Here is a 12948-nt window from a genome sequence, read left to right on the forward strand (position 1 = left end):
TGTGTCGAATGAAGACAACGTTCGACGCCTCCAGCCGGTCAGAGAGGGGCGCGGCGTAGCGAGCCATTGACCGCAAAACCCACTGATCCGAAACGTCGCGGCGCAGGCTGAGCCGCGCCGTGCCAAAAATTCATTGAGGGGGAGACCTTTGTCGTCCATCGCTGGGGGGATTGCCGCTTACCCGGTCAACCCGGACTCGTTCAAATAGGCCGGCGGTGCAATGGATTTCGCGACGCTTCCGCCGGAAGTCAACTCGGGCCTGATGTATGCCGGTCCGGGTTCGGGACCAATGCTTGCCGCCGCCCAGGCATGGGAATCGGTTGCAGCAGAGCTGTATACCGCCGCCGGCTCGTACGAATCGGTGGTCTCCGCTCTCATCGCCGGACCATGGCTGGGTCCCTCATCGGCCATGATGGCCGCCGCCGCCAACTCCTACGTGTCGTGGTTGAACGCGACCGCCGCGCAGGCGGAGCAGACCGCTACGCAGGCCATTTCGGCCGCCGCGGCCTATGAGGCAGCGTTCGCGGCAACCGTGCCGCCGCCGGAGGTCGCGGCCAACCGGAGCCAGCTTGCGATGTTGGTCGCCACGAATCTGTTGGGGCAGAACACGCCTGCGATCGCCGCGACCGAGGCTCAGTACGGCGAGATGTGGGCGCAAGACGCCGTCGCGATGTACGGCTACGCGGGATCCTCGGCCGCGGCCACGCAGATGACGCCGTTCACGCCACCGCAGCAGAACACCGATTCGGGGGCACAGGCCAATGCGCTCAGCCAAGCCGCCCAGCTGCCCGCCGGGTCCACCCAGAGCGTGGTCTCGAGCGCCGCGGGGTCGGTGAGCTCGGCGACTGGGGCGGCGTCCGCGCTCGGCGTGAACTCGCCGTTGGACCTGATCAACGTCGGCGCCGACGCCATTGCGTACGGAGTCGACGCCCCATTGGCCCCGCTGGGGGCGGTATCCATGCCCATCGACCTGGTCGGTGCTGAAACCGGTTTGCACACCGATGACATCGTCAGTGATTGGGATGCGAATGGCGCGCCCGTCTCGATAGTGCGGGGGGTGACGCCGGCCGTTCCGGCGACAACCCCGAACGTGTTGTCAACGACGACGTCGGCGGGGCTGGGCGAGGCGGACTCGATCGGGCGGCTCTCGGTGCCGCCGACCTGGGCGGCAGGCACGCCGGCGGTACGCCCGATCGCGCTCGCGTTGCCCGCCGCGCCCGCCGGTGCCGCCGCCACGGCGGTGGTACCCGGTTTCGAGAGCACGTTCGGCGAGATGGCCCTGGCCGGCACGGCCGGACGCGCCATTCGCGACGCCGTCGGCCGGCGTGACCATAATCAGCGGATCGCGAAACCCGTTGGCAGGCAGGCGATCAGCGAACGGCCTTCCGATGCGGATGAGGACGTGCCCGCGGAGAGCGAGCCGCGCACCGTGGTGACGGGGATCGCCGCCGAGATACGCGAGTTCGCCCGGTTGCGCGACGAGGGACTGATATCCGACGAGGAATACGTCGAACAACGGAATCGTCTGCTCGGCCGCTGAGAACTCAGAAGTTCAGCCCGGAGAACATGACTCGATTCGGGTCGTACTTCTGCCGCACGGTCGTCAGCCGCGACAGGTTCGAGCCGAAGTAGCGCGCCGGCGCGCCATTGGCCTCCAGGTAGTTCACATATCCGCCGACCGAAATCTGTTGCACCGCTTGGTGCGCTGAGCTCAGCCAGCTGTTCGCGGCGCTGACCTGGCTACTGGAGGGTTCGACGTACCACTGCAGGACGGCGGCCTGATTGCGCCACGGAAAGGCGGTGTCACCCGCGGCCACGTCCGCGACGGCGCCACCGAGCGGATCGACGAGGACCGACGCCTGTCCGGCGCCTGCCGGCCATTGCCCTATCGCGGTGGCAATGGCATGGGCCGCAGCGGAATCCACCCGCCCGACGACGTCGGATCCGGCCACGAAGGAGCGCGCCGGAGGGTCGGCGCTGCCGCCGGCCAGGAACATCACCAGATCCGTGCGGTTCATCGTCTTGTTCGAAACAGAGGTGGGCGCCACCCCGACCGCGGACTTGATCGCATCGACCACTCCCGACCCCGTGCCGGCCGGGCACGTTGCGAGCACATGGCAATTCGGGGCGGAGCCGACCATGAGATCGACGATGCCCCAGGTGTTTCGGTCGGCGGCGTTGAGCCAGGACTGCCAGCCGACGAGCACCTGGGTGGCCGACGCGGGCGGGAAGTCGAGCCGCACGACGTCGCTGTCGGCCGTCGCGAGGGTGGAGAACGTCATCGACGTCGTCACCCCGAAATTGCCGCCGCCACCGCCGCGAAGCGCCCAGAACAGATCGGGGTTGTCGTTGGCGGAGGCGGTCACCACGTCGCCGCTGGGCAGCACGACCGTCGCCGACTGCAGCGCGTCACAGGTCAGGCCCGCGCGCCGGGTGTCGGGCCCGATCCCACCGCCGAGCGCGAGACCGGCGACGCCGACGGTCGGGCACGTACCGCTGGGTATCGCGCGACCGGCGCCGGTCAAAGCCTGGTGGATCGCGTACAGGGTGGTCGCCGGGGTGACGGTGACGTTGTTGCCGTCGAAGTTGGCGCCGCCCGGAAGCCCACGCAGGTCCAGGACCAACGTGCCGTTGGCGCTCGAGGCACCGACGTACGAATGCCCACCGCCGCGCGGCGCGACCTTGAGGTTGTTCGCCGCCGCGAATGCGACCGCCTTCTGCACGTCGGCCTGCGACGAAACCGTCACGACCGCAGCGGGACTGGAGTTGTCATAGAACGAGTTGAAAACCTTTTTGCTGGTGGAGAATTGAGCGGCATTGGTCGGCAGGACAACAGTGCCGCCGATGGAGGAGGCCAGACCGCCCCATCCGGCGACGGGATCCGCCGCGGCCCGCGCGGTGCCCAGAACCGCACCGGTTGCCAGCATTCCGACGGCGCCGCGGAGAAAGGCCTGGCGCGAGATGTCCCTCTGCAACCAGGGGTCCAGCGGACGGCTGCGATTCGTCGTCATGTGCGGAGATTCTTAAACATTTCTCACCGAAAAGCCCGGAGCTTACGGCCGTGTCAGATCACAGTGTGGCCTCGATCCGCCGCGGGTCTTGACGCCACACGGCGCCCTAATAATCGACGCTGCGGCCGCGGTGACCGCGCAAAACGCTTATTGTGCGAAGCTTTATCCCACCGTGTCGCAAACGTGACAGTGATAGCTCAGAGTTCGTAACGTGATTCGAGTGCTTCCGGCGCACTCCACGAATGAGGGGGAGGCTGCATGAAGGCACGTTCACGAACGCAACACTGGATCTGGGTGTTTCGGAACCAGCCCCTGACCGTTCGCCTGCTGGCGGTGGCCGCCGGCCTGCTCACCGCGGCGTCGGCGTTCGCGGCTCCAGCCGGCGCGGACAACCCCGACGACAATTTCATCGACGCGCTCAACCACGCCGGCATCGACTTCGGCGAACCCGGGAACGCGATGTCGGTCGGTCAGTCCATCTGCCCGATGCTCGCCCAGCCGGGCGGCAACTTCGCCGCGGCCGCGTCCAGCGTGTCCGGCCGGGGCATGTCCCCCATGATGGCGCGCATGTTCACCACCATCGCGATACAGACTTACTGTCCCGAACAGATGGCAAACCTGGCCAGCGGCAATCTGTCCGGCGCGGTGCCGCAGATGCCCGGCATGGCCGGGCAGATCCCCGGCATGCCCGGGATGGCGGGGCAGATCCCCGGAATGGCGGGGCAGATCCCGGGTATCTAACGGGTGCCGAGCGGATCGATGGTCCACGCGATGTAGACCATCGCTCCCGCGACCGTCGCGGTGGTGATGAAGTCAATTCCCTTGCTGCGCACCGCCAAAAGACCGGACCGATCATCGGACAGCACCAATCGCAACGCCGCCGCCAGACCGACCCCGATACCGATCAGCAGCGAACCGCGACGCCAGAAGCTGGCCCCCACCAGCGCGAGCGCCGTGGCGAAGGTCAAGCCGACCAGCAGGATCGGCCACTGGGCCCTGACGACGGACCTCGCGTTCATTGCCGCTCGGCCAGCTCGACGACGTTGCTCAGCAGGAACGCCCGGGTCAAGGGACCGACTCCGCCGGGATTCGGCGACACGTGGCCGGCGACCTCCCACACGTCGGGGTGCACGTCGCCGACCAACCCGTTGTCGGTCCGGCTGACGCCCACGTCGACGACCGCGGCGCCCGGACGCACCATGTCGGCGGTCAGCATGTGCGGCACCCCGACGGCGGCCACGACGATGTCCGCCTGCCGGGTGTGCGCGGCCAGATCGCGAGTTCCGGTGTGGCACAACGTCACCGTGGCGTTCTCGGAACGGCGGGTGAGCAGCAGCCCCAACGGGCGGCCGACCGTCACCCCGCGGCCGATGATGACCACATGCGCCCCCGCGATCTCGACGTCGTAGCGCCGCAGCAGGTGCACGATCCCCCGCGCGGTACACGGCAGCGGTGCCGGAACGCTGAGCACCAGCCGGCCCAGGTTCGTCGGGTGCAGTCCGTCCGCGTCCTTGTTCGGGTCGACACGCTCCAGCGCCGCGTTCTCGTCCAGCTGCTTGGGCAGCGGCAACTGCACGATGTAGCCGGTGCAGTCGGGGTTGGCGTTCAGCTCGTCGATGGTGTCTTCCAGCGTCGCGGTGCTGATGTCGGCGGGCAGGTCGCGGCGGATCGACGTGATGCCGACCTTGGCGCAATCCGCGTGCTTGCCGCGCACGTAGGCCTGCGAGCCGGGATCGTCACCGACCAGGATGGTGCCCAGGCCGGGGGTGCGACCCGACGCGGTCAGCGCGGCCACCCGTTGTTTGAGGTCGACGAAGATCTCGTCGCGGGTGGCCTTGCCGTCCAGTGTGATTGCGCCCACGCCTGACAGTCTGGCAGACAGCGGGGATGGCGACCCGCCACGCCCGGCTTCGCCGCGCTTGCGACCACCATTAAGCTCCCGATATGTCAACCCCTCCGGACGTGTTCAGCCCGGCCAAGCTCGGCCCGATCACGCTGCGCAACCGCACCATCAAATCGGCGACCTTCGAGGCCCGCACGCCCGACACCTTGGTGACCGACGACCTGATCGAATACCACCGCCTGCCCGCGGCGGGCGGCGTCGGCATGACGACCGTCGCCTACTGCGCCGTCTCCCCCGGCGGCCGCACCGAGGGCAACGGCATCTGGATGTGCCCGGAGGCGGTGCCTGGATTCCGGCGGCTCACCGACGCGATCCACGCCGAGGGCGCGGCGGTCAGCGCGCAGATCGGCCACGCCGGTCCGGTCGCCAACGCCAAATCCAACAAGGCCAGGGCGCTGGCGCCGGTGCGGTTCTTCAATCCGATCGGGATGCGGTTCGCCAAGAAGGCGACCCGCGACGACATCAACGATGTCATCGAGGGGCACGCCAACGCGGTCCGGCTGGCCATCGAAGCCGGCTTCGACGCGGTCGAAATCCACTTGGGCCACAACTACTTCGCCAGCTCGTTCCTGTCCCCGCTGATCAACCGCCGCGACGACGAGTTCGGCGGATCGCTGGAAAACCGGGCGAAGGTGGCCCGCGGCATGGTCATGGCCGTGCGCCGGGCGGTGGAAAAGGAGGGCACGCCGATCGCGGTCACCGCCAAGCTCAACATGACCGACGGCGTCCGCGGCGGCATCTCCATCGAGGAATCGCTGACCACCGCCAAGTGGCTGCAGGACGACGGCGGGCTGGACGCGATCGAACTCACCGCGGGCAGCTCGCTGGTCAACCCGATGTACCTGTTCCACGGTGACGCGCCGCTCAAGGAATTCGCCGGGGCGTTCAAGCCGCCGCTGAGCTGGGGCATGCGCATGACGGGCAAGAAGTTCCTTCGCGAATACCCCTACCGCGAGGCCTATTTGTTGCGGCACGCGAAGCTGTTCCGCGCCGAGCTGACCATGCCGCTGATCCTGCTCGGCGGCATCACCAATCGGGAGACGATGGACCTGGCGATGGCCGAGGGATTCCAATTCGTCGCGATGGGCCGGGCGCTGCTGGCCGAGCCGGACCTGATCAATCGGATCGCGGCAGACGGCGCCGCGCACAGCGTGCGTTCGGCCTGCACGCACTGCAACAAGTGCATGGCCACCATCTACACCCGCACCCAGTGCGTGGTCACAGGCGCGCCCGATCTGCTAGCCCGCTGACGATCGCGGGCCGCCAACGCACATTTGGGCCTCAGGTTGGCCTCGGGTCCACGAGTTACAGTTGGTGCGATGAGCTCAGCAGCCCCGCCCGTCTTGACGGTTCGTTTTGACGGGTCAGAACGCACCTTTGCCGCCGGTCACGACGTGGTGGTGGGGCGCGATCTGCGCGCCGACATGCGCATCACGCACCCGTTGATCTCGCGCGCGCATCTGTTGCTGCGCTTCGACCAGGGCCGGTGGCTGGCGATCGACAACGGTTCGCTCAACGGCACTTTCGTGAACGGTCGGCGGGTGCCGGTGGTCGAGATCCACGACGGTCAGTGCCTCAACATCGGAAACCCGGACGGGCCTCAGCTGCTGTTCGAGGTTGGGCGGCACCAGGGAATGGCCGGGCGCCCACCGCAAACCGAATCGATGGGCATTCCGGCCGCCGCTCACCCCGGCGGGACGGCCTGGTCCGCCGCGCCGGGTGGCCCGCCCGTCGCCGCGCCACCCGGTCCCCCACCCGGACCGGCGGGCCGCCCGCCCAACTGGGCGTCGCCGCCGCGGCGCCCGCACCCGGGCGCGGCCGGGCAGCGCCCCGCCCCGCCGGGGCAACCGATGTATCCGGGCGGCGGCCGCGCGCCGGCTCCTCCGCCCGTCGTACCAGCGCCACCTTCCACCTTCCAGCCGCACCCGCAGATGCCGGCGCCAGAAACCCGGATGTCACCCACCAACGCCAAGCCGCCCGAGGTGGCGAACCTGGCGACGAAGATGTTCCAGGCGCTCAGGCCCTCGCGATCCGGAGCCATCCAGAAGCCTTCCGGCGCGCTGACCATCGGCCGTGCCACCGACAACGACGTCGTCATCCAGGACGTCCTCGCGTCCCGCCACCACGCGTTTCTGACCCAGACGCCGCTGGGCACCGAGATCCGCGACGCCCACAGCGTCAACGGGACCTTCGTCAACGGTGTGCGGGTGGGGTCCGCGGTGCTGACCGAGGGCGACGTGGTCACCATCGGAAACGTCGACCTGGTCTTCACCCGCGGTGAGCTGCTCCGCCGCACCGAGGCGGCGACGCGCAGCGGCGGCCTGGAAGTGAACTCCGTGTGCTACACCGTCGACCACGGAAAGCAGCTGCTCGACCACATCTCGCTGACCGCCCGGCCCGGCACGCTGACGGCCATCATCGGTGGTTCGGGTGCCGGCAAGACCACGCTGTCGCGGCTGATCGTGGGCTACACCAGCCCCACTTCGGGCACCGTGACCTTCGAGGGTCATGACATCCACGCCGAGTACGCGTCGATGCGCAGCAGGATCGGGATGGTCCCGCAGGACGACGTCGTGCACCGCCAGCTGACCGTCAACCAGGCCCTGAACTACGCCGCCGAGTTGCGGCTGCCCCCCGACACCAGCAAAGCCGAGCGGGCTCAGATCGTCGCCCAGGTGCTCGAAGAACTCGACATGACCAAGCACGCCGAAACCCGGGTCGACAAGCTGTCGGGCGGCCAGCGCAAGCGCGCCTCGGTGGCCCTCGAGCTGCTCACCCAGCCCTCCCTGCTGCTGCTCGACGAGCCGACCTCCGGCCTGGACCCCGCGCTGGACCGTCAGGTCATGCTGATGCTGCGCCAGCTCGCCGACGCCGGCCGCACGGTGTTGGTGGTGACCCACTCGGTGTCCTACCTGGACGTCTGCGATCAGATCCTGCTGGTCGCGCCGGGCGGCAAGACCGCGTTCTGCGGGCCACCCGACCAGGTCGAGGCGGCCATGGGCACCCGCAACTGGGCCGACATCTTCGCCAAGGTGGGCGCCGACCCCGACGAGGCCAACCGCCGGTTCAAGGAGCGCAATCAGCAGCAGTCCCAGGCGCCGTCCCCGCAGAGCCCGGCCGACCTGGGCGAACCCCCGAAGTCGGACCTATGGCGGCAGCTGTCCACGATCGCCCGCCGCCAGGTGCGCCTCGTCGTGTCCGACCGCGGTTACACGATCTTCCTGGCGATCCTGCCGTTCCTCATCGGCGCGCTGTCGCTGACGGTGAAAGGCCCCCACCCCGGCCTCGGCCCGGCCGATCCGCTGGGCGTCGCCCCCACGCAGCCGCAGTACATCATGGTGCTGCTGAACATCGGCGCCGTCTTCATGGGCACCGCGCTGACCATCCGCGACCTGATCGGCGAGCGCGCCATCTTCCGGCGGGAGCAGGCCGTCGGGCTGTCCACGACCGCCTACCTGCTGGCAAAGATCGCGGTGTTCTGCATCTTCGCGACGATGCAGGCGGCCGTCGCGACGATGATCGTGCGGCTGGGCAAGGGTGCGCCGACGGCCCACCCGCCGTTCTTCGGCAACTCCACCTTCTCGCTGTTCGTCACCGTCGCCGGCACCTGTGTGGCGTCGGCGATGCTCGGCCTGCTGCTGTCGGCCGTGGCGCAGTCCAACGAACAGATCATGCCGCTGCTGGTGGTGTCGATCATGTCGCAGCTGGTGTTCTCCAGCGGCATGATCCCGGTCTATCAGCGCTTCGGCCTCGAGGAGCTCGCGTGGCTGACACCGGCCCGCTGGGGCTACGCCGCGGGCGCGTCGTCGATCGACTTTCCGTCGCTGGTGAAGGTCAAACAGATCCCGACCAACGACCCGATCTGGCAGCACTCGAAACACATCTTCGTGTTCGACATGGCGATGCTCGCGTTCCTGTCCATCGCCTACACCGGCTTCGTCCGATGGCACATCCGGCTGAAACGCTGAGATGACTCAAGGCGCGGCGCCCGTCCTGACTGTTCGATCCGACCGATCGAAGGGCAGCTTCTCGGCTGGCCGCGACGTCGTCGTCGGAAGCGACCTGCGCGCGGACCTGCGGGTGGCGCACCCACTGGTCGCCCGCTCGCACCTGCTGCTGCGCTTCGATCGCGGCAAGTGGATTGCGCTGGACAACAATTCGCTGAACGGGGTGTACGTGAACGGCCAGCGGGCGCCGCTGGTCGACATCGAGGACGGCCAGACCGTCAACATCGGCAAGCCCGACGGCCCCCGGATCACTTTCGAAATCGGCCACCACACCGGGGCCGTGGGCATGCTCCCGCCGACCACGGAGTCGATCCCGGTCATCTCGCCGCCCAGCGACGCCCAGCCCGCGCGTGCGCAGCCTGCCGGTCAGCGTCCGCCGGCGCCGCCGCGGCAACCACCGGCGCAGCCGCCGCGCCCGTGGGAGGGTCCGCACCGCACCACCGCCGTACCGATCGTCCGGCCGGACGCCGCAACCCGCTCGGTATCGCAGACGGGCGGGCTGCCGGAGCTCAATCAGCCGACCCAGATCGGCGTGAGCGGCCAGGTCGCGGAGTTCCCGACCACGCGGGTGAAGAACCTGGGTCCCGGTTCCGAGCGGGCGACCGACCGGCCCGGACGCGCGGCCTGGATCGGCCGCGCCCTTGACAACGACATCGTCATCCACGACGTGCTGGCGTCCCGCCATCACGCGTTTTTGACCCCGACGCCGGCGGGCCCCGAGATCCGCGACGCCAACAGCAGCAACGGCACCTTCGTCAACGGGGTCAAGGCCGCGTCGGCGGTGCTGTCCGAGGGCGACGTGGTGACCATCGGCAACGTCGACCTGGTGTTCTCCGGCGGCATCCTGGTCCGCCGCCAGGAGGCGGCCGCGCGCACCGGCGGCCTGGAGGTGCGGGGCGTCGACTTCAGCGTCAGCGGCAAGAACCTGCTCGAAAAGATCTCCCTGACGGCCCGGCCGGGCACGCTGACCGCGCTCATCGGCGGGTCCGGCGCGGGCAAGACCACGCTGTCGCGGCTGATCGCCGGGTACGCCACCCCGACCTCCGGGCTGGTCACGTTCGAGGGCCACAACATCCACACCGAGTACGCGTCGTTGCGGACCAGGATCGGGATGGTCCCCCAGGACGACGTGGTGCACCGCCAGCTCACGGTCAACCAGGCCCTGGGCTACGCCGCCGAGCTGCGGCTGCCGCCCGACACCACCAAGGCCGACCGGGAAGAGGTCGTCGCGCAGGTGCTCGACGAACTGGGGCTCACCCAGCACGGCGACACCCGGGTCGACAAGCTCTCCGGCGGGCAGCGAAAGCGTGCCTCGGTGGCCCTCGAACTGCTCACCGGGCCGTCGCTGCTGATCCTCGACGAGCCGACCTCCGGCCTGGACCCGGCGCTGGACCTGCAGGTCATGACGATGCTGCGCCAGTTGGCCGACGCCGGCCGGGTGGTGTTGGTCGTCACCCACTCGCTGACCTACCTCGACGTCTGCGACCAGGTGCTGCTGATGGCGCCCGGCGGCAAGACCGCCTTCTTGGGGGCGCCCGACCAGATCGGGACGGTCATGGGGACCACCAACTGGGCGCAGATCTTCGCCAAGGTGGGCGCCGACCCGGACGAGGCCAACCGCCGCTTCCTGGCGCAGAACAAACCCCCGCCGCCGGTTGAGGCGGAGGCACCGGCCGATCTGGGCGTCGTGCCTAGCACCAGCATGCGGCGCCAGTTCTCCACCGTTGCCCGCCGCCAGGTTCGCCTGGTCGTCTCCGACCGCGCCTATTTCGTGTTCCTGGCGCTGCTGCCGTTCGTGATGGGTGCGCTGTCGCTGACCGTTCCCGGCCACACCGGTTTCGGCTACGCCGACCCGACGAGTGATTCGGCCGGCGAGGCCGGCACCATCCTGACGCTGCTCACCATGGCGGCGGCGTTCATGGGCACAGCGCTAACGATCCGCGACCTCATCGGCGAGCGCCCGATCTTCCGGCGGGAGCAGGCGGTCGGGCTGTCGACGACGGCCTACCTGCTGGCGAAGATCGCGGTGTTCTGCGTGTTCGCCGTCATCCAGGCGGCCATCGCGACCGCCATCGTGGTGGCCGGCAAGGGCACCCCGAAGCGGCCGGCCGTGCTGCTCGGCAACGCCACCCTCGAGCTGTTCGTCGCCGTCGCGGCGACGTGTGTGGCCGCCGCGATGCTGGGCCTGCTGCTGTCGGCGCTGGCGCGCTCCAACGAGCAGATCATGCCGCTGCTGGTGGTGTCGCTCATGGGGCAGATGGTGCTGTCCGGCGGGATGGTGCCGGTCACCAACCGGATCTTCCTCGACCAGTTGTCCTGGGCTGTGCCCTCGCGGTGGGGGTACGCCGCGCAGGCGTCGACGGTCGACCTGTGGACCGTGTCGCCCGGCCCGCAAAGCCCGCGGGACAGCCACTTCCAGCACACGCCGGGCGCCTGGCTGTTCGACATGGGCATGCTGGCGGCGTTATCGGTCGGCTACGCCGTTCTGGTGCGGTGGCGCATCCGGCTCAAGCACTGAGCCGATCAGCCGTCGAGGCGCAGCCCCTGAGCCGCCGCGAAGGCCACCGCCTGGCCGACGTCGACGCGGGCGCCCGCCAGCGACGCGGTTCTCCACAACGAGGGATCCACGGTCGCGCCGCGCAGGTCGGCGTCGTCCAGCCGGGCGCCCGTCGTCCGCGCGCCGGACAGGTCGGCGCCGCGCAACACCGCCTTGCGCAGGTCCGCTTCCACCAGGCTGGCCTCGCGCAGCCGGCAGCCGCTCAGGTCGACGCCGCGCAGGTCGTTACCACCGAGCACCGCGAGCGTGAAGTCGACCTCGTCGAAGGCGATCGGCCGCATCCGGCACTGCACGAAGACCGAGCCCAGCATACTGCACTGCGCGAAATCGCTGTGCCACAACGAAGTTCGCTTGAACGTGCAATTGCGGAACGCCGACCCGCGGTGCTGCGACTCGGCCAGGTTGGCGCCGCTGAAGTTGCACTCGTCGAACACGACCCGTTCGGTCTGCCACCGGCTGAGGTCCTCGTCGGTGAAGTCGTGGCCGTCGAAGTGACGATCAACCCACCGGGTGCTCAACTGGCAGTCAGGCTGGCCAGAGCGTATTCGCTGACCGCGATCAGCGCATCGGTCGCCGACCGGCGATCCCGGGCGTCGACCGAGATCATCGGGATGTGCGCGGGCAAGGTGAGCGCCTCGCGCACCTCCGCAACGGGATAGCGCGGCGCGCCATCGAACTCGTTGACCGCGACCAGGAACGGCAGGTTGCGGTGCTCGAAGAAGTCGACCGCGGCGAAGCTGTCCTCCAGGCGCCGGCAGTCCACCAGCACGATCGCCCCGATGGCGCCCCGAACCAGGTCGTCCCACATGAACCAGAACCGGCGCTGCCCCGGCGTGCCGAACAGGTAGAGCACGAGGTCCTCGTCCAGCGTGATCCGGCCGAAGTCCATCGCGACGGTGGTGGTCCGCTTATCCGGGGTGGCCTCCAGCGCGTCGACGGCCGTCGAGGCGTCGGTGAGCATCGCCTCGGTGCGCAACGGCATGATCTCCGACACCGCCCCGACGAACGTCGTCTTGCCGGCACCGAACCCGCCCGCGATGACGATCTTCGTGGAAGCGTGGGCGGAGTCGGAGTACATCTCGGAGTGCGCCTCAGAGTGCCTTAAGGCCACGCAGCGTCCTTCCTATCAGTTCGTGGCGCTCATCGGAGGTCGAACGCTCGGACAACGTCCTATGCACCCGAAGGTAGCCGGACAAAACCAGATCGCCGACCAGGACGCGCGTGACACCGAGCGGCAAATCCAGCCGGGCGGAGATCTCCGCGACCGACGGACTGCCCACGCAGAGTTGGATGATCTTGCCTTTCGCGTCGTCGGCTGGCCACCGGTAAGCCAGGCCGGCCTGCAACGTCTGTATCGGCGCTTCCACCGGAAGGTCGACGTCGGTGCCGGTCCGTCCGGAGGTCAGGGTGTACGGGCGGACCAGATTCCCTCTACCTGCGCCCGGCCGGGGTTCGCGTTCGTCCATCGCG

At 69.0% G+C, this 12948-nt stretch carries 11 protein-coding genes; 5 read left to right on the forward strand and 6 right to left on the reverse strand.

Annotation, left to right across the window (positions count from 1 at the left end; all coding sequences use genetic code 11):
* Positions 1 to 220 precede the first annotated feature (220 nt).
* A complete protein-coding gene (locus A5750_RS13275) occupies positions 221 to 1540 on the forward strand; it encodes a PPE domain-containing protein (RefSeq protein ID WP_066945443.1) in 1320 nt (439 codons plus the stop codon).
* A 4-nt stretch (positions 1541 to 1544) separates the two neighbouring features.
* On the opposite strand, the gene A5750_RS13280 is transcribed toward A5750_RS13275, so the two are convergent.
* On the reverse strand, positions 1545 to 2975 hold the full coding sequence (locus A5750_RS13280) for an FAD-binding oxidoreductase (protein ID WP_066945917.1): 1431 nt from the start codon (positions 2973 to 2975) through the stop codon (positions 1545 to 1547).
* Between the two features lie 294 nt (positions 2976 to 3269).
* Between A5750_RS13280 and A5750_RS13285 the strand changes: the two genes are divergently transcribed.
* Entirely contained in the window at positions 3270 to 3752 is a 483-nt protein-coding gene (locus A5750_RS13285) for a DUF732 domain-containing protein (protein ID WP_066945446.1), read from the forward strand.
* On the opposite strand, the gene A5750_RS13290 is transcribed toward A5750_RS13285, so the two are convergent.
* Both A5750_RS13290 and A5750_RS13295 read right to left on the reverse strand, forming a co-directional pair.
* A complete protein-coding gene (locus A5750_RS13290; protein ID WP_066945449.1) occupies positions 3749 to 4030 on the reverse strand; it encodes a DUF3017 domain-containing protein in 282 nt (93 codons plus the stop codon). The two genes, A5750_RS13285 and A5750_RS13290, sit on opposite strands and share 4 nt — an antisense overlap.
* Positions 4027 to 4872, reverse strand: coding sequence for a bifunctional methylenetetrahydrofolate dehydrogenase/methenyltetrahydrofolate cyclohydrolase (locus A5750_RS13295; protein WP_066945453.1), 846 nt, complete (start codon positions 4870 to 4872; stop codon positions 4027 to 4029). The genes A5750_RS13290 and A5750_RS13295 overlap by 4 nt, the downstream gene beginning before the upstream one ends.
* An 83-nt stretch (positions 4873 to 4955) precedes the next feature.
* On the opposite strand from A5750_RS13295, the gene A5750_RS13300 reads away from it, so the two are divergent.
* The 3 genes from A5750_RS13300 (at position 4956) to A5750_RS13310 (ending at position 11439) form a co-directional block, all read left to right on the forward strand.
* Positions 4956 to 6164: an NADH:flavin oxidoreductase gene (locus A5750_RS13300; RefSeq protein ID WP_067263380.1), complete on the forward strand. Its 1209-nt coding sequence runs from the start codon at positions 4956 to 4958 to the stop codon at positions 6162 to 6164.
* Positions 6165 to 6233: 69 nt separating this feature from the next.
* Complete coding sequence (locus tag A5750_RS13305; RefSeq protein WP_067263382.1) at positions 6234 to 8882, forward strand: FHA domain-containing protein; 2649 nt, start codon at positions 6234 to 6236, stop codon at positions 8880 to 8882.
* A 1-nt stretch (position 8883) separates the two neighbouring features.
* On the forward strand, positions 8884 to 11439 hold the full coding sequence (locus A5750_RS13310; protein ID WP_066945464.1) for an ATP-binding cassette domain-containing protein: 2556 nt from the start codon (positions 8884 to 8886) through the stop codon (positions 11437 to 11439).
* A gap of 5 nt (positions 11440 to 11444) precedes the next feature.
* On the opposite strand, the gene A5750_RS13315 is transcribed toward A5750_RS13310, so the two are convergent.
* Genes A5750_RS13315 through A5750_RS13325 form a run of 3 tightly spaced genes read right to left on the reverse strand, consistent with a single transcriptional unit; the run spans position 11445 to position 12944 of the window.
* Positions 11445 to 11996 (reverse strand): pentapeptide repeat-containing protein, encoded by a 552-nt coding sequence (locus A5750_RS13315; protein WP_066945467.1) that lies wholly within the window; start codon positions 11994 to 11996, stop codon positions 11445 to 11447.
* Entirely contained in the window at positions 11993 to 12589 is a 597-nt protein-coding gene (locus tag A5750_RS13320) for an ATP/GTP-binding protein (RefSeq protein WP_156659117.1), read from the reverse strand. Before A5750_RS13320 ends, A5750_RS13315 begins: the two co-directional genes overlap by 4 nt.
* Positions 12570 to 12944 (reverse strand): DUF742 domain-containing protein, encoded by a 375-nt coding sequence (locus A5750_RS13325; RefSeq protein WP_066945473.1) that lies wholly within the window; start codon positions 12942 to 12944, stop codon positions 12570 to 12572. Before A5750_RS13325 ends, A5750_RS13320 begins: the two co-directional genes overlap by 20 nt.
* Positions 12945 to 12948 lie beyond the last annotated feature (4 nt).

The organism is Mycobacterium sp. 852002-51613_SCH5001154, from assembly GCF_001667425.1.
Taxonomy (GTDB): domain Bacteria; phylum Actinomycetota; class Actinomycetes; order Mycobacteriales; family Mycobacteriaceae; genus Mycobacterium.

Bases quoted from the DNA above. Each gene is read 5' to 3' on its own strand.
- A5750_RS13305 (WP_067263382.1), top strand. From the start codon at position 6,234: ATGAGCTCAGCAGCCCCGCCCGTCTTGACGGTTCGTTTTGACGGGTCA.
- A5750_RS13290 (WP_066945449.1), bottom strand. From the start codon at position 4,030: ATGAACGCGAGGTCCGTCGTCAGGGCCCAGTGGCCGATCCTGCTGGTC.
- A5750_RS13275 (WP_066945443.1), top strand. From the start codon at position 221: ATGGATTTCGCGACGCTTCCGCCGGAAGTCAACTCGGGCCTGATGTAT.
- A5750_RS13325 (WP_066945473.1), bottom strand. From the start codon at position 12,944: ATGGACGAACGCGAACCCCGGCCGGGCGCAGGTAGAGGGAATCTGGTC.
- A5750_RS13300 (WP_067263380.1), top strand. From the start codon at position 4,956: ATGTCAACCCCTCCGGACGTGTTCAGCCCGGCCAAGCTCGGCCCGATC.
- A5750_RS13310 (WP_066945464.1), top strand. From the start codon at position 8,884: ATGACTCAAGGCGCGGCGCCCGTCCTGACTGTTCGATCCGACCGATCG.
- A5750_RS13285 (WP_066945446.1), top strand. From the start codon at position 3,270: ATGAAGGCACGTTCACGAACGCAACACTGGATCTGGGTGTTTCGGAAC.